This is a genomic window from Microcoleus sp. T3_A4 (assembly GCF_036700465.1).
Classification (GTDB): domain Bacteria; phylum Cyanobacteriota; class Cyanobacteriia; order Cyanobacteriales; family Microcoleaceae; genus Microcoleus.
The window spans coordinates 155605-181695 of sequence record NZ_JAUBOY010000006.1; the positions used below are offsets into that span (position 1 = coordinate 155605).

20 protein-coding genes are annotated in these 26091 nt (G+C 46.1%); 4 read left to right on the forward strand and 16 right to left on the reverse strand.

The features are described 5' to 3' along the window. Positions 1-484: 484 nt before the first annotated feature. Positions 485-1813 carry a transposase gene (locus QUA07_RS05400; protein ID WP_333323215.1) on the reverse strand — a complete coding sequence of 443 codons (1329 nt, stop codon included), beginning with the start codon at positions 1811-1813 and terminating at the stop codon, positions 485-487. 128 nt (positions 1814-1941) lie between these two features. On the opposite strand from QUA07_RS05400, the gene tnpA reads away from it, so the two are divergent. Then, a complete protein-coding gene (gene tnpA / locus QUA07_RS05405; protein WP_333323278.1) occupies positions 1942-2304 on the forward strand; it encodes an IS200/IS605 family transposase in 363 nt (120 codons plus the stop codon). Positions 2305-2851: 547 nt separating this feature from the next. Here tnpA and QUA07_RS05410 read toward each other — a convergent pair. The 4 genes from QUA07_RS05410 to QUA07_RS05425 all read right to left on the reverse strand — a co-directional run bounded on the left by QUA07_RS05410 (position 2852) and on the right by QUA07_RS05425 (position 4925). Continuing rightward, complete coding sequence (locus QUA07_RS05410) at positions 2852-2983, reverse strand: hypothetical protein (protein WP_333323217.1); 132 nt, start codon at positions 2981-2983, stop codon at positions 2852-2854. A 310-nt stretch (positions 2984-3293) separates the two neighbouring features. Continuing rightward, positions 3294-3839: a tyrosine-type recombinase/integrase gene (locus tag QUA07_RS05415; RefSeq protein ID WP_015211723.1), complete on the reverse strand. Its 546-nt coding sequence runs from the start codon at positions 3837-3839 to the stop codon at positions 3294-3296. Positions 3840-3894: 55 nt separating this feature from the next. Next, on the reverse strand, positions 3895-4098 hold the full coding sequence (locus QUA07_RS05420; protein WP_333323219.1) for a hypothetical protein: 204 nt from the start codon (positions 4096-4098) through the stop codon (positions 3895-3897). A 236-nt stretch (positions 4099-4334) separates the two neighbouring features. Beyond that, positions 4335-4925: a hypothetical protein gene (locus QUA07_RS05425; RefSeq protein ID WP_333323221.1), complete on the reverse strand. Its 591-nt coding sequence runs from the start codon at positions 4923-4925 to the stop codon at positions 4335-4337. Between the two features lie 230 nt (positions 4926-5155). On the opposite strand from QUA07_RS05425, the gene QUA07_RS05430 reads away from it, so the two are divergent. Continuing rightward, on the forward strand, positions 5156-5287 hold the full coding sequence (locus tag QUA07_RS05430; RefSeq protein ID WP_333002731.1) for a hypothetical protein: 132 nt from the start codon (positions 5156-5158) through the stop codon (positions 5285-5287). A gap of 362 nt (positions 5288-5649) precedes the next feature. Here QUA07_RS05430 and QUA07_RS05435 read toward each other — a convergent pair whose 3' ends face one another. The 3 genes from QUA07_RS05435 to QUA07_RS05445 all read right to left on the reverse strand — a co-directional run bounded on the left by QUA07_RS05435 (position 5650) and on the right by QUA07_RS05445 (position 12012). After that, on the reverse strand, positions 5650-9507 hold the full coding sequence (locus tag QUA07_RS05435; protein WP_333323223.1) for a plasmid replication protein, CyRepA1 family: 3858 nt from the start codon (positions 9505-9507) through the stop codon (positions 5650-5652). Positions 9508-10051: 544 nt separating this feature from the next. After that, positions 10052-11296 (reverse strand): helix-turn-helix transcriptional regulator, encoded by a 1245-nt coding sequence (locus QUA07_RS05440; RefSeq protein WP_333323225.1) that lies wholly within the window; start codon positions 11294-11296, stop codon positions 10052-10054. 383 nt (positions 11297-11679) lie between these two features. Then, positions 11680-12012, reverse strand: coding sequence for a DNA primase (locus tag QUA07_RS05445; RefSeq protein WP_333150568.1), 333 nt, complete (start codon positions 12010-12012; stop codon positions 11680-11682). A 724-nt stretch (positions 12013-12736) separates the two neighbouring features. Between QUA07_RS05445 and QUA07_RS05450 the strand changes: the two genes are divergently transcribed. Together QUA07_RS05450 and QUA07_RS05455 are read left to right on the forward strand one after the other, a co-directional pair. After that, positions 12737-13060, forward strand: coding sequence for a transcriptional regulator (locus QUA07_RS05450; RefSeq protein WP_333046225.1), 324 nt, complete (start codon positions 12737-12739; stop codon positions 13058-13060). Between the two features lie 152 nt (positions 13061-13212). After that, a complete protein-coding gene (locus tag QUA07_RS05455; RefSeq protein WP_333323227.1) occupies positions 13213-13488 on the forward strand; it encodes a lipase in 276 nt (91 codons plus the stop codon). A gap of 354 nt (positions 13489-13842) precedes the next feature. On the opposite strand, the gene QUA07_RS05460 is transcribed toward QUA07_RS05455, so the two are convergent. From QUA07_RS05460 to QUA07_RS05495, 8 genes are all read right to left on the reverse strand, one after another. Further along, entirely contained in the window at positions 13843-14616 is a 774-nt protein-coding gene (locus tag QUA07_RS05460) for a hypothetical protein (protein ID WP_333323229.1), read from the reverse strand. A gap of 16 nt (positions 14617-14632) precedes the next feature. After that, on the reverse strand, positions 14633-16645 hold the full coding sequence (locus tag QUA07_RS05465) for a hypothetical protein (protein WP_333323231.1): 2013 nt from the start codon (positions 16643-16645) through the stop codon (positions 14633-14635). A 34-nt stretch (positions 16646-16679) separates the two neighbouring features. After that, the gene (locus QUA07_RS05470; protein WP_333323233.1) at positions 16680-17396 is read right to left on the reverse strand and encodes a hypothetical protein; all 717 of its coding nucleotides are present in this window, start codon (positions 17394-17396) and stop codon (positions 16680-16682) included. Between the two features lie 24 nt (positions 17397-17420). Further along, the gene (locus QUA07_RS05475; protein ID WP_333323235.1) at positions 17421-18551 is read right to left on the reverse strand and encodes a hypothetical protein; all 1131 of its coding nucleotides are present in this window, start codon (positions 18549-18551) and stop codon (positions 17421-17423) included. A gap of 99 nt (positions 18552-18650) precedes the next feature. Further along, positions 18651-19658, reverse strand: coding sequence for a hypothetical protein (locus tag QUA07_RS05480; protein WP_333323237.1), 1008 nt, complete (start codon positions 19656-19658; stop codon positions 18651-18653). Positions 19659-19663: 5 nt separating this feature from the next. Beyond that, positions 19664-22915, reverse strand: coding sequence for a hypothetical protein (locus tag QUA07_RS05485; protein WP_333323239.1), 3252 nt, complete (start codon positions 22913-22915; stop codon positions 19664-19666). 22 nt (positions 22916-22937) lie between these two features. Further along, the gene (locus QUA07_RS05490; RefSeq protein ID WP_333323241.1) at positions 22938-23648 is read right to left on the reverse strand and encodes a hypothetical protein; all 711 of its coding nucleotides are present in this window, start codon (positions 23646-23648) and stop codon (positions 22938-22940) included. A 21-nt stretch (positions 23649-23669) separates the two neighbouring features. Further along, on the reverse strand, positions 23670-25982 hold the full coding sequence (locus QUA07_RS05495; RefSeq protein ID WP_333323243.1) for a hypothetical protein: 2313 nt from the start codon (positions 25980-25982) through the stop codon (positions 23670-23672). Between the last annotated feature and the right edge of the window lie 109 nt (positions 25983-26091).

Below are 26091 nucleotides of genomic sequence, written 5' to 3' on the forward strand. Positions count from 1 at the left end.
GGTACGAAAATAAAAGCTTTCATGGTTTCTTAATAAGAATGGATATTTGATGATTATTTGACCAAATGGTTACACTGTATAGGTTTTACTGCTTTTTTCATGACCTGAATCCTTACGAAAGAGGTGACTCAGTTGCCAGTAAGTTACAACGCCAGAACGGTGAATACGGTGGAGGAACTGTAACAAGTCTATCAGGAAAAAACTTGCTGGCGTCAAAAAACGGCACGTCGCCCAGTCGCAAAAAAACGCGATCGCCAGATCCACTGAGGAATGAAAAATAAATAAGGTGACTAATAGAGCAATAGTTTACCTTGGATCAAGGCTTCTGAGGTTTAATTGTGCAAGTTATTGATTTTTCATTCCTAACTGAAATAGAAGTCAATCCTAATTGTTAACAGCTAACTGGCTTTTTTGAGGGCGATCGCCCGTGATGAAGGCTTTCCTAGGTGAATGCGTTCGCTATTGTTAAGAATGGTTGACACTCTCACGTCTGAAGACACTGAGATTCTGCGGACAAAGCAGCTTTAGGTAATACCCAAAGTCTTACTCTCGCTACGGTAGTCAAACACCGTCTACTCAGTTGGTTTAGGTTTACACCCAACTTACTGGCTACTTTTCTTAGAATGTTTCCTGCGCCGTTCAAATCTGCATTGATTACTGTTCCGTCAGCAGAGCGATACAAACCGCGTTTGATTCGTCTTCCAGATGCTTTCCACTCAGGCGGTTTTTCACCGTATCTGGGTAGGGAGTCTCCATCGAGAAAACTGGATTGCGAGGTATATGCTTCTTCGGTTTCAGTAAACTTAATGCCGTGTAAATCGCACAGTTGTTTTAATCGGTCTTTCAACTTTCCTAAAGGCAGTTGAACAAACTTCTGGTTGTTCAAATTGCCCATATCGGCATTAGATTTAAAGCCGGGGTTCCATCCAATTACTAGATTACCAATACCGTGTTTCAAGCAGTGGTCAACAATTAACTTAGCCGCTTTGTTGATACCGTCGCGCATTTGGTGATTGCGTTTTCGGGTTATGCGGTCTAACCAATTGTCCCAATAGCCTGCGGGCTTTCCTTCTTTCCTAGTTGCTACTTTTTTATTCCACAACTGATTCATCGCCTTCATGGCGCGAGCATCAATCAAGAAGGAATTTCCTAGCGTATCAACACAAGCTGCTAGATTGTCAGCAGTTCCCAAATCTATTGACAGCGCTTGGCTGCGATCTAAATCGTGCTGTTGTAGTTCTACCTCGTAAGACATTTCCAGGTAAAAAGCACCATTTTTGGGGAGAATTGTAAATTCTTTAACCCTTGAGTAATCAAGATTTGACGGCATAGGTACAAAAAATTCAGAAATTTCAAACCAGCGCCGTATTGTTAAACCCAAGGAAAATCGCAACTGATTGCCGACAAGTGCTGGCTTCAATCCTCCAGAATTCGGGTAAGCCACTTTAAACAGTTTAGATCCTTTTAGGTAGCAGGGAGGTTTAGGTCTAAAATGTAATTGACCTTGGAGGTACAAAGCTTTTAATTCTTTGAAACCTTTAAATGCCTCCGTGACCGACATCAACGTTTGTTGCATGGGTGTTGAGGGCAACGACTTGGCAACCATTGATTTTGAAATTGACGGTTCAGAAGACAAGTCAAATTTTCCAGTCAACAGCTTTCCCGTTTTGAAAAACTTCTGACGAGCCAAATAAACACCGCTATTGTAAAGCTTTCCAGATTGCTGGCAAAGATACTCCAATATTGCCTCAACTTCCTTAGTTGGAGATAGTAATACCTGCTGCACTCCCATTGTTTTTTTGACTTTAGTCACCTCTTTTTCCTAAAAATTTTTTGATTTGTTTAGTTTAAGTGAGTATAGTAGACAAGTCTAGCTATAACAACAAAACTTCGTGTATGTTGCCGTTACCTGAGTATCAAACCCACAATCACGTCTAATTCCTGCTTAACTATCACTTCGTGTTTATTCCCAAGCGTCGCAAGAAAGTTCTGACTGGTAACGTAGCGACTAGACTTCGGGAAATATTTTTAGCACTTTCAACTGAGAAAGGTTGGGACATTCTAGCCTTAGAAGTAGCACCAGATCACGTACACTTGTTCGTGGCTGTTAAGCCAACGGATACTCCTGCGCTGGTGGTTAAGTTATTTAAGGGACGCTCTAGTCATCACTTAAGGGCTGAGTTTCCAGAACTAAAAAAGCTGCCGTCTTTATGGACGAGCAGCTATTTTGTTAGTACAGCGGGCAATATTAGTAGCGAGGTTGTGAAAAAATACATAGAAGACCCGCACCATTCGGCAGATTAAAGAAGAAAGAACACGGGGACTAAAGTCCCCGCGTCGCTTCCCTCTCAGGACTAAAGTCGCGCTCGTTTCCCGCTTCCCGTATTATTTTTATGAAACTTAATTGAGCAGGTCACTCCCAATAGCGGCGATAGCCGCTCTTTGACCAGCCCGCTGGCTGAGTGCGATCCTCTTCTCCGGCTGCGCTAACGACGTATTTACGTCATCCTAGGTGCTCGCGATCGATAATCAACAAGATTTATTGTCGATCGCGGTTGAAAAAAATCAGATCGAGCGATCCTCTTCGAGAGCTGCGCTAACGTCGTCAACCAAATGGAAGGTGTTTGAGAGCCTTCTTCACCACGCTCCTACTGGGCTGCCGCTCTTTGACAACGCCAAACCTGTCTTGTACTGATAAATTTGTCAGTTCAATCTTCTGACTATCAATGAATATCCCTAAATTTTTACAAGGGCTTTTCGCCCGAAAATAGCTTAATTCTTTGAGCTTTTTTTTAGTGATATAGTAGTTGCTACCAATCAAAATTACCCCAAATATCTAACTTTTAAGGGGTCAATATTGGCGGTTTGTGGGTGTAATGACAATCAGGATTCCGGTGTATTTACTGCTGGTGTCGCACTGATAAGTACCTTCGGATTGTTGATTGGTGGAGTCATTTTTAATGATTTGGGCATTTCCTAGCATTTGCAGCAGTACGTATATATCTATCTGCCCTTTGACTGGTTCCGTAAGATAGTTTTTATGGAGTTATGGGGATTACGTCAATTACAACTCAAGAGTCAGGAAAGCTTATTCACACCTCACTCTTGAGCAGGCGGCTCAAACCAGTCAGGATTGTCGCGGATAGCAGTTGCCTTTGTTTTAGCTAGCCAGACGGGAAGAAATGGGTAGCCATCGCGAGCCTTGCGTCCAAATATCGCCTCAATTCAAAGAAGACTTACGGGAGAGCCCTTCAACTGTTGAAACAATCTGGCGAACCAAAGTCGCGATAGCTTCACTTCAGAATCCCGAGTGCCTTGACAAGCTGTTCCGGCTGCACTTCTAAATAGCGCTGGAGGCTCGACAAATTTTTGTGACCTGATATCTCCATAATCACCCGCAGTGGCACCCCAGCATTGCTCAAATTCGTGAGGGCTGTCCGCCTCATCGAATGTGTGGAAGCTCCCTTAATTCTTACCCGTTTGCAAGCTTCTTTAAAAATCAAGTCTGCCTGAGAGCGTGTCAAAGGCTTCGTACCCTCTCGCCCCGGAAACAAAAAACCCGCATCTGGATTGTAAGCCAATAAAAACTTAGCCAACATGGGATGTAGCGGCAGCGTTCGCGTTGCTGACTTGCCCTTAGTTGTCGCTTTCCGCAGCGTCACCACACCGCCAACAATGTCCTGAGTTGTTAAAGCTAATGCCTCTGAAATACGACAGGCACAATAAAAAGTCACAGCAAACAAAAGCCTATCCCTTGCTGTAACAAAACCCCGGTCGAACAGCCTAGATATTTCGGCGGGCGTCAAAATCTTAGCACGCCCGTTGCCTTGAACCTTCACGGCGCAGCCCTCCAAAATGAAAGCTCCCTTATTATTGGACGAAAGTGTCTTTTCGTCAAGTCTGCCGAAAAGCTTTTATCGCTTGATGGGCCACTTGCGGGGCGCTGCGCCGAGGATGCCTCCGCCCGCGTCCTTTATTGCAGTTAGATTGGCTTTTATTGCTACTCAACTGACTTAAATTCTCAGGCAAATTGATAATTGGCAAGGTGGCGATCGCATCTATGAGGTCTCGGAAGGTAACAGGTTTAATTGCCGCCATAACAGTACGCTCAAATAGAAGTGGCGCTTGTAAGAATTTGATTATACTATTTTTTGATTCACTTTGCAAGTTGTTTTGCTAGTTTTGTTCCCCTTTAATAAAAAATTAGGATTTTATTGGAAAATCGCTTATTCAGGTCAAAAAAACTGCCCAAGCCTTCGTAAGACTTGGGCATTGTTATAAGTTTCGGAGGGTAAACGAGTACGCTGGTTGGTTGAGAAACTTTTCGTTCGCTGTTAGGACACTGAACGCGCACTTTCACCTAGTTCGGAAGTAGCAGATGCTAGAGTATTTGCAATCACCGCTTTGGGAGCAAGCTTGAGGATGATAGGCATCACAATTAGGGGATAATTTTCCAGCCGATTTTTGATTTGAGCCTGCAACCATTCAATAGAGGAATCAGAGCCGTTAACTTTTTGCTTGAACCCCAGTTCTGGCGCAGCAGCTTTGATGGCGCTAGCAATTTTGCGAGCTTGCCTAAGTGAAATTAGTGAAGTATTAACGGCAGGAACTGAGGTTGTGCTTGCGCCTGAATGTGCGGCAAAATCAATTGGTTTTGCTGGTTTGTTCGGTGTTTTTTTGCCTGTGGTCTGATGGCGAGTGTGATGGGATCTGGCTGGTTTCTCAATTTCAATTGTTGCTCCATTTACGGCACTGCCAATACCATCGGATGGTGTTGCGACTGTTGACACATTTACTTGGGTTCGATTGTCTGTGAGTTCTTCTTGGGCTGCTTCAGGTTTGTGCAGGAATACTGAGGCTAAGCAAAAGAGAGTGGTAAAAAGGAAAGGGGGAAATAGTACATCGTTGATAGTTTGGATAGTCATATTAACAGAAAACTCCAAATCAAAATTTTCGCGGTAAGCATTGCTAACCTTTTTTAGATTGCAACAGTTGACAACATGGTGCAGCATGGCTACACGGGCTGAAAAAACGGATAATTAACTTCAGCCTTTTGGATGATTAACTGAGGAGAAATACACCTCCTCTGATAATTAATTCAAAGGCTCCGACCTGCTGTACGAGGATCTAAGCGGTTTCAGGAAAGCGAAAAGTTGTGTTTTCTTTCTTTGCGATCGCCTCGCGCGTGACGGGCGCCAATGCGAGGGGACAGTGGCGAGTAAGCGTTCAGTCGCCACAATTAGCACTCTCTGCGGAAAGTGGTTTCAGTAGCTCGCTTTGTTTGTAGGCCGGGTGCGGGAATTGTTAGTTCAGCTGTCTTCCACTCCGCGACGGTAGGCGCGGAGATAAAAGTTAATCAAAAATTAATCGGACATTACTGTCATTTCACCCCTAACTTGGCACGCTAGATGGAACCATAAAATTGCACTAATAATGCCTGCAATGCTTAGAACTTCGTACCGCTGCTATAGAGGGAGCAAGCGCATAACTTACGTATACAAAAGCAGTAGCTTGCTGGAAGGATAAAGTGGCTACTGCTTTCGTTATGGGTGAAGTGACAATTACCGAATGAGCAACTTAAAAAGTATGTTGAGCAGCAGGCAACTCCTGAATAAATACTGAGCATCAATCGCGATCGCCATAAATAACTCATCCTGTCCCCCCTTCTGCAAGCTCTAAGCGGTGTGCGTAAGTATTGACGAATTGCCCCGAAAACAGGGATTTCACCATTACCTGAGCCCCTGCAACAGCTCTAACGACATATTTATGAACCTCACCGCAGAACCTCACCACCGAGCCAACTTTCAGCTCAGACGGTGCTATTTGGGGTACTTTTGCCTCATAAGTGGGAATAGCATGATTTTCGGGTTCTATCGCCTGATATGAAGCTGCAACTCCCATCCCTTCTGTTGTTAATGCTTCTGCGGGTGCAGCTTCCACTCCAAACACTTGAGTAGTGTGAACCCATTCCTCATCCAGAGGCGACACACCCTCAGATATCCCTATATTATTATCAGACCCTGTGCCACTAGATACCCCTCCTAAACACTGAGTAGCACCTTCCGCCGACACTGCCTCTTTATCCCGCTGCTGCCAAACTTCAAAAATCGCCTCCCTACCATCCTGGGGAAACTCAAACTGGTAAACTCTAATGCGTTTTGGCCGACCTTTAGCATCTCGTTCCTCCGACCTTTCTTGGCGAACTCGCCGCAAAGTAAAACCAAGTTTACACCTTAGAATATACTGCACCACCTCCATTGGCTTAGCCTTGGGATTGACACTAATGCCTAAAAAGTCTTTCACATCAACAGAACAAAGCTTAACTCTCTCAGCAAAAGCTATCACAAGCGCATCAGTTCCTCGAAACTCTTCGTCTGGGTTTAAGAACTCCATCACTCCCAATTTCTTAAGTGCTTCCACCCTAGCTGTAAGTAACCGCAAATCTTGGGGACAAACCTTACCTTTACCCCTTTCCTGATGTCCAGCCAAGTGATTTTTATCTCGCAACCTGACAAATTCAGGGTCATAACTTAGATAATAATGCAGGCTAATTTTGGGCAACCAGCCATCATCATCTTTGAGTTTGAGTTCGGGCGTAATAGGCACTCCATAAGTATCCCATAATTGATACTTACGCTGCTGCTCTAGTTCTGCCTTTGTCTTAGCCCGTTTGTCCTTCAATTTCAGGTATTCAGACAGAGTAATATTTTCAGCATTGGTAACTCCTGAAGCCTCAGCCACTTTATTCTCTTCCCTGATTATTTTAGCCTCATCGCTAAGATAATTAGCTACAGTTTCTAAGTTGTCTAATTCCTCTTCTAATTCTTGCGCTTGTTCAGTTAGCTGTTCTAATAAATCCCAGTCTTGGCAATTATTAGCTGCCAATTGTTGAATTTGCAGAACTTTAATCTCCCGCTGTAATTGATTTTCTCGACACAGCGTTACCCGATGCCCTTCCGATTTTAATCCCTCCCAAATTGCCTCTCTGTAATTCCACATTCCCGCATTAATTCTAGCAGCCATTAAAGCCCAAGTTCGCAAGTGAACAGGGTCGTGAGCGATATCTATGTCAAAATCAACACCGTGCAACAGTTTGATATTAGTTTTAATGACTTTCTGCTGAGATTTAATTATGGCTCGATAACTAGCACTGCCATTGCCAATTTTCCCCAGACCAAATTGTTTAGTCCAAACAAACCAAGGTACATTTTCATCCCTAACACGGGCTAGGGCTTGTAAAGCGTCATTGACGGCTACTGCCCCTTGAAAGATGCCAAAAACTGCTGTAAAATAACCTCGGATATCGATGCTGACACCAGTGCCAATTGTCGGGCTGGCGATGATGATGTCATAGTTTTGTATGAGCGCATTCAGTTGGTCAATGCAACCGTAAGCGGGATGATTAGGATCTGATACCGATTCGCTATCAATCCTGAGAATTCGCTGATGAGGAAAGCGTTTTTGCAGTTGCGTTTCTAGGTTGCGACAAGACCATTTGCCTGTAACTTTTTGTGAGTCTTCTACAACCATAATGCGCGGTCGATATCGCTCTATAGGAGGACATTCAGTAGTGTTTACAGAGCTATCTTCAGCAAAGTTTATATGGCTACACTTTGCAGTTGTTTCACAACCACATTTAGCAGGTTTTTTACATTCACATTCATTAGGGTTTTCTGAAACGCATTTAGCAGGTTTTTTACATTCACATTCGGCACAGTTTAAGCTTATCGGACAGCATTCTGCATGACTTTCAAGGTCACAACAAGTGACTTCTTGAGACAGAATTTGCTCCATCTGCACATACAGCGAAGCTGGGTTAGAAGTGGCAAAAAACGTCACATCTCGCCCTCGTTTGGGCTGCCACTCGTTAACAACAACCCAAGGCGAAATAGGGATACCTGCTATCGCTATTAAGTAGTCAATGCTGTAATCCGATAAATCTGCATCTTGGGCAACAACTAAGCCGCCACTTGTCAAGACATTGTGGATGAGTTCTTGCAGAGTTTGCAAGATGGCGACTCGGTTTTCGCGGCAAGTTGAACTGTTTAAGGCGTGCCAAATGACTTGTTCGCACTCATCGATGATGACGATCGCACCGAACCAGTCTTCAGGATTGAATTTAGCTTGAGATAGGGGGTGGAGGCTGTCTATGCACAAGCCGTATCCGAACAGTTTACCCTCGGCTGAGTCCCTAGTTTCGTCGATGTAGTTGATTCCTAAGCTGGCACAGATAGCCCTGCCTAGTTGAATCCTATGGGTAATTATCAGCACGCGGCGATCGCCTGTGTCAAGGGATTGTGAGACTAAGTTAGTCAGGGCTTGGGTTTTGCCGGTGCCTTTAGGGGCTTTGATGCAGGCTAACCCGGACTCTGGATAGGGGAGTTTTCCCAGATAGCGAGAATTTAGCTTTAAAGACGCGGGATAGGTTAAAAGCCATGATTCCCTATCAAGCCAGAATTGGAAGCCTTGCGCTTCATTTTTGAGGGCGCTGAAGGCATCGGAGCCCTTTGATACCACGAAATCGTCAACGCCTTTTTCTGGCCCTGGCAGGTTGATGACTTTGACGGGGCATTTGGCGGCTGCGAACAGGCGGCCGAGTTTGCCAATTTCCCGGTTGACGTTTTGGATGGTTTGGCGTTTGCTGTCGCGGTCGAAGCAGATGTAGATTTCACGTTCCTCTGTGGCGAAGTGTTGCAGTTCAGGGATGAGGTAGGGGTCGCATTTTTCGCCTTGCGGGGTTTTGGTTCTGACACCGCCTGTGACACCGGGGAGGGCGATGGCGGCGTAACCCAGTGTGAGTAGGCATCCGGCTTTTTTTACGCCTTCGACGATGATGACGGGGATGTTGTTGTCCCATACCCATTGCCAGAACTGAGGCTGGTTTGGGAGAGAGGGAGAGGGGGAGCAGGGGGGCCCCGGGGCAGAGGGGCAGCACGGGCTAGGGGCAGAGGGGCAGCACGGGCTAGGGGCAGAGGAGCGTGGGAGCAGAGGGGAAATCTTCGTCTTTCCTGTTCCATCTCCCCATCTCCCCCGCTCCCCATCTCCCCCTCTCCCCCTCTCCCCCGCTCCCCCTTCCAAATCCTCTGGGTCGATGGGGACACCGTAGCGTGCTGCGACTTTTGCCCAGATGTGGTCTGGAACTTGCAGGAAGAAGGCTCTGGTGGGGGTTTTGGGGGGGTGTTCGTATTTGACGGGTTTGATTTTGCCTTTGGGGTCAAAGGTATTTCGGGGCTGGTGGGGTTTGAAGCAGCCCCAATACATGGGTTGCCAGTTGTTGAGGGGGTCTATGCCTGAGCACCACCAGCCACCGTGTTCGATGTGGCTGTAGTGTTTTCTGGCCCACCGCCATTGTGCGTCGGGGTGGACTCTACCGGAGGCGGCGGTGATTTCGGAAAGGAGGTAGGGGTAGGGGGTGTCGCCTTCTAGGGTTTGGACGTTGAGGGCGATGAGTTCGGGGTCTATGGCCGAAGCCAGCCATTCGGACAGGGGGGAGATGGGTGATGTCATTGGACACCCCCGGTGTTGGTCAAATGGAAGGAAGGCCAGATGGGGTCAGGCGGGGTTGAGGGGTCTTTTCGTAGGGGTAGGGGTGTTTCTCTGGTGTCAGCAAGGCTGCGGGTACTTCCCATGCGTTTGGTTTGACGGCAATGCTTCCAGCACCTCAGATAAAATTCTCTCGTCACGTTTTATATTGGGCAGAATTTGAAATCAATCCTTAGCCTGTCTGACTCGGCTGCTGTGGTTAGTGACACTCCGTTAAACTACTCAAACTACTCAGGAGATTTTTAAGCGCTGAAAGCTATACAGGACAAAGGTTTCAAATTTACAACTTTTCCGAATACCCCCTAAACTTTTCCGAATACCCCCTAAACTTTTCCGAATACCCCCAAAGTGTTTAGGCGCTGAAACCATTATCAGATAAGAGATTAAAGCAAATTTGCCAATTTTTTAGGTGTTTAGCGGTTTAAACACTCTGCTGCTCAAAAAGCTAAAAAGACCCCCTGAACTGGGAGTCTTTCCGCTGGATGCAAGATGCCTTTTGGTTGGCTAGTTACTCATTTAAGCCAAGGTGACGAATTATCTTGGTTTTCAGGCTGGGCTTGATGGTATGTGGATAGCAGCCGTTCTCAATCTGAGATAGCTGGGATGCTGAGATCCCCAGCTCTTTTGCCATTGTTCTCAGGCTTTCTCCCAGAGTTTTCCGAGCTTCTCTCACCCACTGACCAAAAGCTATGGGTTCGGTTAGGTTGGCTGCTGGCTGAGCTGACTTCTGCTTGTGGGCGGGTTTTTTTTGCGGTTGCGGTTGCTCTAGTTTTGGTTCAGGTTGTAGTGGGTGTTTGGGTAGTGCTTCTGGCTGGCGTAAAGTCCCGTTAAGCTGTAGCCAGGTTTCAAACCAGTGATTAGGCTTTTTGACTTTGCTGTTTGGATGCGCCCAGTCAGGGACATCGGGCTCGTAGTCAAAGAGGTAGGGGTATTCAAAATTTCCCAGTGTTTTCAGCCCTCGATCGAAGCTGCGCTTTAAATTCGAGGCAGTAACTCCGTTTCTCTTGGCTGTCTCTATGTCGTTCTTATACCCGATTCGCGTCAGCAGTGTTTCTATTTGATACCGACCGCTTTTGTGCTGTTGCAGGGCAAATAGGGCAAAATAAGCCAGTCTGAGAGCCATTTTTTCCTGGTAATAATCTAGTTTTAGCGCCTCGCTGGTAAGGTAGCCAAATTCCCGCAAGTATTCGTGACCTGCAAATTTGTCAAACCATTTGCCAGGGCGATAAGTGATTTCAATATCGATCAAGGTGTTTTTTTCTTGATGAAACACCTCGGTAATTTGAAAAATCTCCCAGAGATTGGAGTGTTCAATAGTAAATATTTTATTGCGTATCCGCCAAGCTTTAACGGAAACTTCTAATCGTTTTAGCAGATATCCATGATAGGCTAAGGCTCTTAGTTTTTCTTCTTTAGAAAGGTATCGGGCTGGCTGGCTATTGGCGTCTCGTTCGGCTTTTGGGATGTAGTGTTTCTTTTTGTTATTCTCACCAAAGTCAGCTAGGAGTTTAGATGCTGATACTGTAATTTGCTCTCTCCCGACTTCGGGCTTGCGGAAGGCAATCATTGCCAGTGCATAGTGCAGTTTGAGGGTTTCTTCTCCGAAGTTCTGGGCGATAATTTCCTTGGCTTGATAGGCAATTTCAGCAAAGTCTGTTAGGTCGAAACGATCGCGGATTTGCAATTCAACTCGACCTTTGGAAAAATCTTTGCGACCATTCAAACTGGTTTCGCTTATTTCCCAGAAATCCATACCAGTGACTCCAGCCGTATAGATTGTATCTGTGATTGCACTACTGGGGCATTCTTCGTAGAATTTTCTTTGGCAGAGGCGGGGTTCTGTAGATGACTTATGTGACCGTTGCGATTGCTTTGGCTCCGCGTAGGAGCTGTTGCTAAGGTTATTAGAGTCTATATTAACCTCAAGGTTTTGATTATCGCAGATTTTCTTGCCAGACATGGGGGTGATCTGTCTCCACCTGTTATGGTCGGTCCATCGTGCTTGTCAGGTTGATGGGTTTGCTAATTACAAAGTTTTCTCGCATTACGAAGTAAATCGCTCTTCTGTGGGGCCGTTGCGATCACTCACCCAGTAGCGGCGGTGGCAGGGCTGGGGGTAAATGTCAGCGATCGCTATCAACTCTCCTCCGTCTTCGCGGTTTCTGAGTTCTTTTGCTTTTGCCAGTCTTTGATTGCCCTAATGACTACGTAAGCAGCGCCGTTGGCGGCAATTGGCGTACCGGTGATCAGTCCGTAGCCTTTGGGGTAGCAGCGGTATTGAGTGCCATCGGCTTTGTCTACCGTCCAGCCGTTGGTTACGGCTTCTTTCATTTGGGCGGGAGTCAGTGGCTTTTGCTGCCAGCCCGTGCCTTGAGGGACTTTCTTGCCGTCGAGCAAGCAGAGTTGCCAGTCTTGAGGAATCCGCGACAAGCCCTGGTACAGGCGGGTGCTTAGGTCGTTGTAGTGCATTTTGGCTCCTATTCCAAAGGGTAGAGGAAGCCGAATGTTGGAGCAGCAAATGTCTTAAATACTAGAAATTCTAAGACATACCTATTGATTCAGTGCTTCTAATGGTTTAATATGGAAAAACCATCAAGGCAGCTTTAACAAGTCGGCCAGAGATGTACCATCATCAAGAGTCGGCTCTAACAATTCGGCCGATAGATGTGATGTACCGCCATCAAGAGTCGGTTAAGTCCGGTCGATGGAAGTACAGTCAAGAGTCTGCCCGATCTGGCAGTTAACTCTAAGTCAGATGACAACTTCAGTAGGTCCGGTGGCTATCGCTGTCAAACAGCCGTCGGTGTTTAATGTCTGGGAAGAGTCCAGTTCAGAAAAAAATCAGAATGGGGATTCTAAGGTTGTTTTTCTGTACAACTGTATCTCTTCCACTGGTAGAATAGCCTCACTTGCGATTCCGACTAGGATTAGGGTGAGGCAAAATTTTTAGAGGGTCTGATAAAAGTATTTATCATTTAACTAGCATATAGCCGAGTATAACTTTGATCAAGTAAAGAATTGTTACGTTTTGGGTCAAAGTATTAGTGGCTATCATTATCCCGTCTAAGGCTAGCGATTGGAGCTTAGATTAAGTTAGGCGAATCATACTATTGACTGTAAAACGAGTTATTCTGGTATAATACAGGCGATACAATTATGCCTGCGGCAACTCCTTAGCTATTAGAAAACAGGAATGTCAACGAAAGTAGAGGAAAATTTAGCGCTCGATAGTGGAATCCAGAAACGTCTCGGTCAGTTAATAGAGGCGTTGGTGGAGGATGAGCGCGTTGGTAGTTCTAGGGAACTAGGAAGGATTACAGGAGTTTCATTCAACACGCTGGTGAACTGGAGCGAGGGCAAAGCCGATCCCAGATTGCAAAAGTTAGTCCAGTTTGCCTATGCGATCGGTTGGTCTATGACAGAGTTGATGCAATATGCGGAAGGGGATGAAGATCCCTATGAGGCGATCGCTCGTAAAAAAAAAGCACGACAGCAGAAGTATCGGAAAGTATCTTAACAAGAGAAAAATATCCATTTATTCAATATTTCAATGCCACGCTAACTGCCGAACAAATTCAGAAGCGCGACTTATTTTTACAGCGTATTAAAGCTGATTTATTACCGGATATAACATCCCGCAAAAGGCTTTATGTCTTGTTAATAGACAGCATGGCAGTTAAGGGTATTTCAGAATTAGATATCTTTGAAAAACTTTCCATTTCAGAGAAATTACTGTCGAAGATTCGGAATCTCGACATGGAATTTCAGTTCAGTCGTTCGTACTTAGAACAATTAGCGCCCTATCTTTTTAAAGTGGAGGATTGGGAAGAGTTAAGACCTGTTTTTAAGGTGCCCTACATCTCTTATCAGGGGTGGGTTGATAATCTTATTGAAGACTTACAAGTGGCTAAACCCCAATCTATAGCTATAGCTTCACTGAGATAGTTCCTAAAAAATGACCGATAAATTTGAGATGGGAAAGTAGGAACTGAGGTCAAACTTAGAGTAAAATAACCAAGTTTCTACTCTAGCAAGGCAGAAATAACTTACCAGTTCTTCAAAATCATGCAACAGTAGCAACAGTAGGTTGATTGTAGGAGCTCAACCCAACGATGTAGATTATTGGAAATATTTAGGTCAAGTCCTACAACTCCTGAAGTGACAAAATTAGCAGGTTTTTGATAAGGAAACCCTTTATTGATGAGTTGAGCATACCAGCAAGGATTTCAGGCTGTGAGCTAAAAACTGTCCGGACTGTTGCTTGATACGAAGTTGAAATTTCTGGTTGAGCAAACGGATTTAATTTCCTGGAGTTCGAGTTAAAGGAGGGAGCGAAGGAGATGGCGTTTTTGGAATTTCATACAAAGGTTCGCGACTCAACCCTAGCTGCCCTAGTGAAATAACAACAGACATTGATAGATTACTTTTCTCAGCAGCTTTAGCAATAGCTGTGCCATTTCGAGCTAGAGCGATGAACTCTCGAACTTTGAAGACAACGGAGTCATTGGGAGGCGTGTAACCTCTTCGGATGGCAATGTCTAATCCCCGTTCGATGTCGCCGATCGTCGCCGTTCGATTGTCTGCTAAAGTTACGCAGGGCTCTTGGCCAGGCACTATCGTAGAGATGGCAATGCCATTATTAGTAGGTTGCCCATTCTGGTGAACGATATTAAAGGTATAAAGGCGTTCAATTCCTTCTGGAGAGCGAGTTTTAACGAACAGGTTAGTAATGTTTGCTGTTGTAGCGCCAGGGAATTGTAAGGGTTGAATTGGTTGGACAAATATGGTTCTAGCTTGGTTAGTTTTTAATTCAGCATCAGTGTTAAAGACAGCCCTGGAAGGATCTGCTAACCGGATGTAAATAATGACTTCACCAGTCTGGCTAAAGTCAATAACGCTGGAACGGCCAGACCATACTTGAAGGTTGGTAGTTGTATTGATTGCTGCATCTCTTCCGACAATTTTTAGCGCTGATGTTTGAGCTTGCCCAATATTAACTGTAGTGAATACAGTGGCAATTATTAAGGCAGGATAAATTAAAGCCAAACTAATTTTTCGAGTGAGTTTGTTCATGGTTATTTTACCTCCGTTATCTTTGCACTGTGACAAAGGCATTGACAAATACTGAAACTTGAGTTCCTTCTGGTACAATCGCTACATTTCCTTGCTTTAAAAGTTCTTGGGCGTTGCGATCCGATCTTTCTCGCAGCCGTTGGGCAGTAGGTGTAAAGAATCCCTCTAAGGCGGCGGCTAGGATGTTGGGTTCACGCGAGGTTCTTGTTTTAACAGCCGTACTTCCAAAAAAGCCGCTCTGCTGGCTGAAAGTCTCTTGGGCGGGTCGATTAATTATTTCTCCTACCCGCCCCAAGCTGCCGAGAATTCCCACTAAAATATCAGCCTTGGCTATTTCAGAACCTCTGTCAAATAAACTGTCGGCAATAAGAGGTTGGTTATCGGTTCCGCGAACGATTAAGTTTCCGGGTGGAATGGGTACTTGTTGGATGCGGCCAGCAGCATCGGGGTAAACAAGCGCCACTACGCTTTGAGAAACCAGCCGATTTCCGCGCGTGACATTTTCTACTTGAGTGATTAAGACGGTGCCGGACGGCAAGGCGATCGCCCCGTCAGTTGCTATCACGTCCTCGGTCAATTGGACGGCAAACCTTCCGGCTGTTGGGCTTTGGCCTGCTTCGTCCCAAATCATCGGCACGATTACCTTGGCTTGAGCAGATGACCCGATGGCTATCTCTCTCATTGCTGTGCTGCCTTCAGTGTTTTCGCCGGCGGTCGTGCGGTTGAGGATTCCAGCTTCTCCAGGGGTCATTCTATTGGCGTTTGCAGCAGAGTCAGTAACTCCAATTGCGATCGCGGGTATCTCTTGCATTGGTGCAGCCGATTGTGGGCTTTTTGGCGAACTGACTAGCACTGGCTGCGGGTTTTGAGAAATCGGTGGCATCGGCTGCTGTTGGGGCAATGGCACCGGCGCAATTGCTACTGCACTAGGGGGCGGTGCCTGTGCTGCTGTAGGCGCAATTGCTACTGTGCTGGGGGGTGGTGTTTGTGTTGCTGCTAGTATTGCTGGCGGTATGGCAGGGTAGCTTGCCGCTGTCATCCCCGGCGCGATCGCGCGATCTAAAGTTGGGGAACTAGCAGAAATACCTCCAGCATTTAGCTCTTTAACTGCTTGACTTCTGCTTTGCCCCAGAGAAGCTAATTGCGCCCAGCGCTCGTAAGGATCTACTTTTTCTGGTGAGGGCGATGGGGGTGGTGGCGCAGGTCGAAGTGCCAGCAGTGCGGGTGGCGGCACAGGGCGCGGTAATGGCGTCGGACGAGGGCGAGGCGGGGGCGGTGCAGGCTGCTGTGCAGGGCGCGGTAATGGCGGCTGTGGAGGAGGAATGGTCTGTACCGTCCTTGGTGGCGGATTAAAGTTTTGAACCGGCCTCGGGGGTTGAGACCTTCTAGCGGCTGGTGCAGGTTTTGGTGCAGGCATTGGTTTGGGAGCAGGGGTCGATCGATTTTTAGGTTCAGGCGGCTGAACTTCCAGCGCCCGCTGCTGATCTTGAAATGCCAGTCGGCTTTTTAGTTCTCCTGACTCGTCTTCAGAAACTTGAACAGGTTTAGGGTTCGTCGTTTTTGCCTGTTGGCGGACGGGTTTAGGAGCAAAGAAGACAAACCAAAAGAATCCCAAGATTCCGAGAACTGCGCCAGTACCCATTAATACTGAAAACGTCCGAACTTCGGGCTTCTCAGAAACAGGATGAGTTTCTGCTCCTTCGTTGTCCTGTTTAATTCTGTGTTCAGAGGTCAATAATTCATCGGTTTCTCCGTCATGTCCAGCTAATTCTCTTTCCTCCTCACGGCTCAACGGCTCAACTGAGCGCAAGCCGAACGTCTTTTTACCATTGCTGCCAGCGCCATCAGGAGCGTTAGCTGCCTGAAAACTGTTAGAACTATGGGAAAAGTTATTGGCTTCATTAGAGGAGTTGTTGCCATTAAAAGGATGGCTAGTTGTGCTGTTAGGTGGTCTATTGTAGGAAACTTCTTCAATTTCATCGGGTTCGCCATCAAATTCGCGCCCATTTTGAAGTTCTTTTTCACTCATGTTTTTATCTCCTATTATTTCGATTTTTATCCGATTATTTGGGTTTAAATTCGGTAATTTTGTTGATTTCTAAGCCGGCCGAGCGAAGCTCATAAACTTTTTGTTCAAAAGCTGAGGCTTGGCTACCTAGCGGCGGGGTTTGGATTTCTACTGCTTTGATTCGGAAAGTGCGATTGAAAGGAATTCTTTGATCGATTCCTGACGTGCGATCGACAAGCAACCGAGTGGCAATCATGTCAATCTCCCATTCGCCGGGACGGACTTCTCTGGGTTCGGATAAAAAAGAAATGATGACAGTTGCTCGCAATTGACCCGTAAAAACTTTATTGGGGACGAGTTCAGCGATGTCAGGGAGAGAAGCTTTGCCAAAATTGGGTTCTAGGAGTAACGAAGCAAAATAACTGCTGGTAGGAACTCGTTTGGAATTGACTTTAATCCCTGAATCTGTATCGTTAGTTCCTGGTATTTTATTGTCCCAGTTGAAGGTTAACTCGGCCCAATTTTTGACAAAATTTTGGATGACTGAGGGATACCGAAAAAACCGATCTCGTTCTGCTACGTAGTAAGTTTGACCGTTGATTAGCTGGACTTGCGTTGTCTTCATAGCAGCTACCGAGTTGATTCGGTACGCGACGAAGAGGTGCAGAATTAGGGCGAGGATATTTACTCCAGTTAGGATGAGGAAGCACAATGCCAGCAGATTTTTAGCTTCTGGCAACAATGCAGACTGTGAAAATCTTTGTAGTTTCATAAAATCTTTCGGTAATTAGTGACATTACTTAAATCCTTTGTTCATCGCCAAATTAGCGGCTGCTCCTATGGCGTTGCTCAAAACATCGACGAGTTGTTTAGCATTGCTAGCAATGCCGTTGTATAGGGCAATTCCGCCGCCGCCGGCGATTAATAGAGCTAAGCCGGGTGCGAAAATGCTGATGAAAAAGAGGAAGGCGACATCGCTGGCTAATTCGGCTCCAGAATTGACTAGCACGGTGGCTGCTAGCCCGACAACGATGTTGTATCCAAGTTGGACACCAAATAAGCTCAGAAATCCAGTTGCCCAAGCCCAAATGGGCCTGCCCTGCAAGGGAAGTAGCGACAGCCCCATCGCGATCGGCGAAAAGAATGCTGTTAGTAAAAGGGCTGCTTCAAGGATGTTGACAAACGCCCACTGGATGCTATAAAGAATGAATCGGATGATTGGTATTGCTTTTTCTCGAAACACTGAACCGGGGTCAGTTATAAAAGTCGTGGCATCTTGAGCAGCACCGAGCAAGCTATTATTCCAGAGGGTTTCACCAAAAGCCCGCAGCGCTTGCAGAGGGGCAGAGCCGGCGGCTTGCCTTTCAGCTTCGGTAACGATTTTCTGAGCCGCTTCTTGCTTGGAATTCCAGCAGGTTACCAGTTCTTGTCCGACTTTATTTCGGCATTCACCGTAGAGATTTTCTAGTTGTTGGCGGCCGATGTTACTGATAGTGACGTTGGCGATCGCGTCCCTAAATGTCATTTCTCCTAGTTGCGCTTCTAGGACACTTTGGACTTGTCTGTAGGCAAAACTTCTAGTAAAAATGACGGTATTGGCTAGCAATTTGCCGTTAGCGCCGAGGAACAGCATGATGACGAGCGGCCAGACGAACAGTGCTGCCAGTTCTGACCATGACTGCTTTTCGATAATGTCTTTCCCGCTGCTTAGAGTTAAGAACAGGATGCTGATGGCTGCTAGGGTGATGCCGAGGGATACTAGACCGACCCATAGCCCAGAAGCGATTGGGTCAATCGTGCTAATCCAAACTTTGTCCCAAGATTCTGAGGTAGTCTTAGCCAGGTTAATTGACTCGCTAACGATGTCTAAGGATGACCCTTCTGCACCACTCGTTGGGGGTGTAATTTGTGCTAGAAATTCTTTCATTTTTCCTCGGAAAAAACTTCAACTTTGTATTCGACAAAACTGTCAGTCTGTACCTAAACTAGGCAGATAATCGCGGATTCAATTTAACGGCTCGGAGCATTAATTGGGAGCGACAAACCTGTTAGTTGAAATCGGGGTTGTGCTGCTGTCATTCGGTTTTCCCAAATAGCCACCGCCGGGGAGCATCAGCATTCCCGCCTGATAGCTGGATTGGTTTCCAGACGCAGTGCTGCCTCGGCGCTCTCCCGTATTGAGCGCGGATATTTCCTTAGCAGCTTGCGATAGCAGCACGTTATTAATGGCTCGATCTGTGCGAGCTTGCTGAGCTTCCTGTAAATTTCGCATCTGGACTTGTGCGCTCAATGCGGTCTGTTGCGAGAGGTTTTGGAGAATTTGTTGAGTAACATCGAGGCTCTGCGATTCTTCGCCCAATTGGATGTTTTGTTCGGTATCTTGGCGAGTGGCTTCTAACACTTGGAAGCTGTTTTCTTGAGCTTCTTTGCTGAGGGTTGCTCCGTCAGCTATGCCGATAGCGGCGCTGCGCTGAGCTTGAGCGTCTAAGTCAGACATGATGTTATACGAACCTTTGCCGTCTAATTTGCTCGATTTAGTTTCGAGTAAATCTGACAGTTTTGTTCCTTCTGTCTGGGATGTTGGAGCTTTAATAATTTGGCTGCTGACTTGGCTCAGATCGGGAATTTGGATAGCTCCGAGAGAAGAGGAAAGGAGTTCGTTTAAGGAGCCAAATAGCTCGTTTTGCACGAACCCTTGGATGTCGCCGATAAAATCGTTGACTTGTTTGAAAACATCTGCAATGGGAGCTAAGAAACTTCCCGCAGTTGGGGCTGAAGTTTTCACGGTCGTTTCTTGTGTACTTGGCACGAAAATGTTTTGGGCTGGAGATTTCACAGCCGCTTCTTGTGTACCGGGTACGAAAACGCTTGGGGCTGGAGTTTTTACAGTCGTTTCTTGTGTACCGGGTACGAAAGGAGGAGTTGTTTGAGCTAAACTTGGCCTGACTTGAACGATTAATTCCAAGCTGGCTAACAGGGAAACTGCTGCTAGTTTTGTAGCAGGTTGCTGCATCAATTGAAGTCGATATTTCATGGAAGTTATTTTTGTATTTTTGCAAAAACTTGAGAATTGTTGCTGTGAACGTCGGATGCCATTTTTGGCTGAGCATTGGCAGCTAGGGTGGCAATTTCTAAATTTTGACCAATGTGGTCGAAGCCTTTTCCTTCTTTCACCGCTGCAATGTATTCTTGGGTGAAATGCTTTAGCCCTTGAAGCTGCCCTTTGAGGGTAGGAGGATATTGAGCCATGATGCGATCGCGGGCTTCTTTTTCATTTTGATTGTTAGCAACTGATGCCAACATCATCTCTCCGGGGTAGAATCGCGATCGCCAAAATCTTCCTCCTTTCTCAATCAGCCAGCACGAGTAGAGGTCAGCAGCTCTTGGCAGAAAAGATTCCGTTGCATTTGAACTGATAATTTGCGGGTCGTACCCCAAATATTTGTGAGCGGCTGCCACCCCAGAATTGGTTATTCTTCCGGTAATTCGGTAGACCATATTTTGCAGAATTTGTGCTCCTGCGGAACATTCGCAGATAGCATCAAAATCTTGGCTCAATAGCAAGACAGCTATGCCATCTTTTCTGCCAGTGGCGCAGAGTTCGCCGACAACTGATGCAAAACCATCTTTTTTGAGTAGGACGCTCAATTCATCTCCAATAAATAAGCTTTTGGGGTGAGAAAGAGCGTTGCGGATGCAAGCAGCATGGGCGTTAATTGCCATTAAATAGGCATCTTGTTCGTTAGAAAGTCCCGATAGGGCGAAGAATTTAACAGCAGGTTCCGGCGAAAACGTGCTGGGCTGACCGATGGCTTTTCCCAAGCGGGATGTTAGCAAAGCATTTCCTTGGCTGAGGATTTGATTGATGGCTAGTCTGTCTAACTCCTCAAAAGACTTAAGATTGAGCCTTTCTTTGCTGCAAAACCTCAGTAAGTCTTGGAGAGTTGGTATTTGCTGCCATTCGGGAGATTGCCAACCTCTTTCAAAAGCTTTGTTGTACCGAGCGATGATTTCGGGATCTCTAAGGTACATATCGAGCATTCGCAGGATAATTGAATCTACCCGCTGGGCTAGGTGGGGGTTGTGAATTTTGCCCATGGCGATCGCCACCACAGCTTTGCGGATAAATTCTTTCCAAGATTCCATCCGCCGTTCTCTTTCAGCTTTGTCGAACTTGCGGAGGTCTGGCGGTTCTACTAAATTGCTAGACCCTTGGCTGATGTCGTAATATGCGCCTTGGTCGCCCAAAAGTTCGATGGCGGTTTTGAAGGTACTGTTACCACCGCTGCTGATGTCCATCCCGACAACAGGGATGTTATTAGCTAAGGCTTCAAGAGTAAAACGCCAACCCAAAACGCTTTTGCCTGAACCTGATTCGCCAGTAATTAAAGCACGGCTAATTTGGTTGTAGAACAAGTCGATAAAAATTGGCTTGCCGCCTCGATGGGTGATAAATTCAACTCCTTTTCTATCCAAGTCGCGGGGAACTGTTAGCGGCAGAATTCCAGCGGCAGTTTCAGTGTCGAGGGTGAGGCGGCGTTCGCTCAAAAATGAACCGCTATGCAGCAACCATTTCCAAGTAATCGGTAGGCATTGCAGCCAAATATCCCAAGCAACGTTCCGTTCGCGGATGACTTTCGCAGTTCCAAAACTATTAGAGAGTACGTTGCAGGCTTGCCTCAATTCTTCCGCTGTGTTTCGGTACACTAAAAAGGCAACGGCTGCATTTAGAGGTACGGCTCCTTGGTAAAGCCTTCGCTGGGCATCGAAAGATTCCTCCTGTTTAATTTCAGCGCCAATATCGCGCCCTTGCCCTTTAGTTATAGCTCTGCTACTAGCGGCTTTTGCTCCTTTAGCTTGTCGGGCTAAGTTATCATTAATTACGAGGAAATTTCCGGCGCTAATTTCTATCCAAGCTTCTGTATCGCGGACGTAGCTTGAGGACATCACCTCCCAAATCCATTTCAATTGCTGGCGGGTATTAATCCAGCCTGCGGGCGCGTCATACATTGTCAGGACAGCGCATTCTTTTCCCTTTCCGGTGAGATAGACGCGATTGTTGGTCTTGCGGTGTTCGGGGCAGGAGGATATGCCATTCGTTCCTTCAATTAAAACTGTACAAATGTGTTTGTCAGTTGTCTTAATTTCGCTGAGTTGATAGCCAGAATGGGTTTCTTCAAGTTTAACAATTTGTGGGATTTGCGGTGGTTTACTGCTGTTAAATCGCAGCCACAGCCACTCCCAAAGTTCTGAGGAATTCATGGGACTGATTTCGAGTCCCATTTTGGTGTTCAGGAGAATTTCCCAGCGGAGGAATCCTTGTTCAAAAGAGTTGAGGAGCAGCTTGGTGTAAAATTGCTCTCTGTAAATTCGGGTGTTGCCTGCAATGGTTTCCACAATGGAATCGCACAATTTTTTGACTCCATCAATGGCTTTGCCAATGAAATCTCTGGAGATGGTTTCGCCTTCGTTATCGGCTGTCCAAGTACAGAAAGCAATTTGCTCCCATACTTGTCTAGTGCCTTGATTAGTTTGTTGTTGGAGGCGGCGCTGTTCATTTCGGAGCAGTACAGATACGGGTTGGAGTTCAGCGGTGTCAGCTAGTTGTTCTAATTCTTTTTGCCGAGCAGCATCGCTACTGTAACAACCGGTGCAGAAAGTGATTTTTTCACTGGGTGGGATGTCTTTCATTCCTTCTTCAAGAGAAGCTGCAAATGCTGATACTTCGTTCCTGAATAGTAGGTTGTGAAGTCCTCGGAGGCGGAATCCAAATACCAGTTGGTAGCTAGTTCCGTTATTGAGGAGCATCCCAGACACTTGCCTGCCATCTTTTTCAATTTCCACCAAACAGCAGAGGTTGATTTCATTTTGGAAAGGCATAAATTTGCTCCTTCCACCATATTGATTGGGTACAATTTTGGGCTTCAATTTGATTCGGATTTGCGAATCGTAAGGTTTGCCTTGGATGCTAGGAGGGCGCAGGGAAGAGATGGGAGAAATATAGAAGCTGTCGCCGCTGCACCACTCATCTCCGGGGGGCTTGCGGAATTTGTCAGTAAAGAGGTGGGGTTGATTTCCTGTGAGGAGCCACCAGCTTACAATCAGCCAAAGCGAGACAGTGAAGAACCAACCCAATCCCAGGCTAAATAGACCCATTGTTAAGGTGTATGCAATGGCGGTTAAGAAGCACCAAGGTAGAATTTGATTGGCAGGGATGAACCCGATACTTGCTTGTTTGCCCAGGATTTTATTGACTCTGATAAAGTCTTTTTCGGGATCTCGTAAAGCCATTGGTGACTCCTTTTTTTTAGTTCTAAAAGGTCAAAGTTGTAATTACTCCCAGCGGTGGCAGGTTGGGGGCAAAACGAGCTGTTGTACCGCTACCGTCGCCGACGAATAAGAAGGTAACAACGTCTATGGCAATTACAATGCCGAAGGCGAGGGCAATTTGGGTGACAATTGGCCGCCAATCGTTGCCTTGCTGCGCTTGGTTGTAAGCGAATAAAGCTGCGGCGGCTACTAATAAGAGAAATACGCCTCGAATGGCATTGAAAATTAAAGCGATGGTTGATTCGTCAATGGCCGTTCCTCCTCCGGCGGCTCCAGCTTCGGTTGCTAGATTGGTCATAAATGCTTGGAGACCGCTTAGAAAAACGGCTTGGGCTGGGGTCTGAAAGTTATTCAGGAACATTGTTACTGTGATGACAGCAACGGCTAAGTGCCAGAATCGAATTTTGCTGCCTAGCAGTTTTTCGAGGATGGGAATGCTGCGGGCAATTTGCCATAGTCCGAAGAACACCAGAGATGCACAGCTAAATACGCTGACAAATAAGGGTTGGACAAGAGTTAGATAAATGGCTGCAATTAGGCAAATTGCAATGAAGGCTAAATCGGCGTTATTGAGTTTGAATTTACGCATGAATTTGCTAAAATGGCTGCGGCGTTTGTGGATAATGCTTTGGTTAGCAACGCTGGTGCGATCGCCATGAGAGCGGTAGTTGTTGTGTAAGTAATCGTTTTGCATGGGATTTGTCCTCAAAGTGGTTTAAGCTTGCAATTCGTTGCTGTCTTCTCGCGATCGTTCTTTGCGTTCTGGCGAGGTATAGTTGTAGTCTTTAGATGCGTGAGAATCTCTAGATTGGGTTTTTTGTGGCTCTGGGGAGCCGACTACAGCCTCCATTTCTTCAACAGCAATGTGGCACTGTCGAACGTCTGGTGGCTTTCCTTTGACCAGAACGGCATCGAACACTTGTGCGTCACCTTGGCGGGGGTCAGTTCCGATCAGTTGTTTTGACCCGTCCGGCAGATCCAGTATTTCAAATTCGTATTTGACTGCCCCTGGAGTGCCGTCTTCGTGACGCGATTCTCTCCAAGGAAACACTGGATCTTTTTCCCCGCTGAAGCGTTTGGGGAAGGTGTCTTGAAACTTTTCAACTAAAGCTTGGGCAGTTGCTAGCTTGTTATACTCTGCTTCCGACTGAGGCAATTTGAAAATGGCTTCTCTTTCTTCTGGAGTTAGCTTGTCCCCCGGCTCAAATTTCCAGCGTTCTCCATTCTTGGTTCCCGAAAAAAGTTCGCTATTATCGCTGCCTTTGACGACAAGTTTAACTTCGTTGTTTTCAGCAGTTACATACAAGCTGCCGCCACCATCAAAAGCAATGCCTGATTGGGGAGATTGCCCTGTAGCGAAAGCATAATTGACTAAGCAATCTGCTACAGTTTCTCGCTGTTGCTGTACTTTTGTTTGAGCTACCATTTTGCTAAGAAGATCCTCTGGTTCGCCTTCCTCTGCGTTGATACCGTTAACAGTGGGCTGAACTTTTTGAGGACTTTCTGGCACTTTTGAATTAGGATTAAATTCTGATTCAACAGGCATCTGAATGGTCATTTTCTGCTCCAGTTTGTCAACGATGCTTTCCAGGCGATCCAATCTCTTTGAGAGGTTGCCTAGATAGTCTTGGATTTGGTCTAGCTGTTCGCTGATGCTGGTATTTTTATCGAGATGGAGAGGCTTAGATTTCTGAGAGTTTGGGTTAAGTTTGCTCTCTATGTCGTCAATCTTTTTGCCAATTTGCTCTGCTTTGGCTTCGGAATTGTTGATTTTAATTCCGTTGGAACTCTTGGTTTCTATGTCGGGATCTATTCTCTGAGGCTGGCTCGTTTCCAGTTCCTCTGGTTCAGTTGCAGTCGGTGGTTCTAATACCTGCTTAGCTCGTTCAGCAAGTTTTTCAGTGCGTGTATCTATTGCTTCGATACCTGCAATGACATCAGCTTGTTTAGCACGAGTAGCAACTCGGTCGGTGCGGGTGTTTAATGAGTCAATTTGTTCGAGAATTTGTTCGAGTTTTTCTGCCTGTTCCTTTTCCCTCGCTCGTTCAATGTAATCAATTAGTTCCCCAATACTCTTGGCTCCAAGTAGCCCCATTAAAGAGGCAGTTTGGACGGTTAAGCCACTTACGGTTAATCCGTTAATTTCGCTTCCCATAGAAGCGACACTTGCACCTTGGTGTTCGGTTTCTTTTAGAACAGTTTCTAGGGTGTCAAGTAAGGGATATTTTGCTTCGGAGTTTTTAGACAGTTGTTGTTTGATTTGTCCGTTATTATTTTGAAGGCTACGATTTTTAGCGATATTACCCAAGACACCATTGGGAATAGAAGCATCCTCGCTATCATCGGATAGTAACTCGTCAATATCATCTTCTTCCTCCTTTTGGGGCGTTTTGCTGGCAGTTTTTTGAGAAGTTGTTGGCTTTCCTAGCTGCCGTTTAGACTGCGATGATTTGCGAGTTTGCGTATTTTGGCTGGGAATGTCTGCATCTTCTTCTAGATCGCTTAAATCACCCTCCAATTCATCATCTAGTTCTTCATCAAATTCTTCGGAAATGCTGTCCTCCTCTAATTCATCACTGGCATCCAGCCCGATTAAGTCCATAATTTGGGATGGAGTATAGTAATTGTTATTGTCTTTGGTTTCAACGTCAGCTTGTTTCAAATTTTTAACTAAATAGACACCGCTAGTTCTCTGGCTGGGGTCTTTAGTTAAATAGAAAACAAAGCCAGACACCTCACCTCCTTTTCCTTCAGTAACTAAATCCATGCTGACACTAGCTTTGTGATTGCCAGATTCATTGATTCTGTCGGGTCGTTTGTTGAAGGATTCAACGAAGTTTTTGAAATCCTCCCAGTCCTCAATGCCACCTTCTTCTTGGATTGTTTCTATGGCAGCATCGAGGGTTTCCTGAATGTGTTCCAGTTTTTTGACGTGTTTTGGAGCTGTGGCTGTTAGGACAGACCAAGTGCGCTTTGGGGCAGAAAATTGTCTTTTGGAGTTTGGCTTAGTTGAGAGTTTTGCAGCCATCTTTTCTCACCTCCTACGAGGAAATTAGATGCGATTGTTAGGTTCGATATTGAACTTTCAGCAGTGCTTTAGATTGTCAAACAGGACTATTGGCTAGTTGCGCGATCGC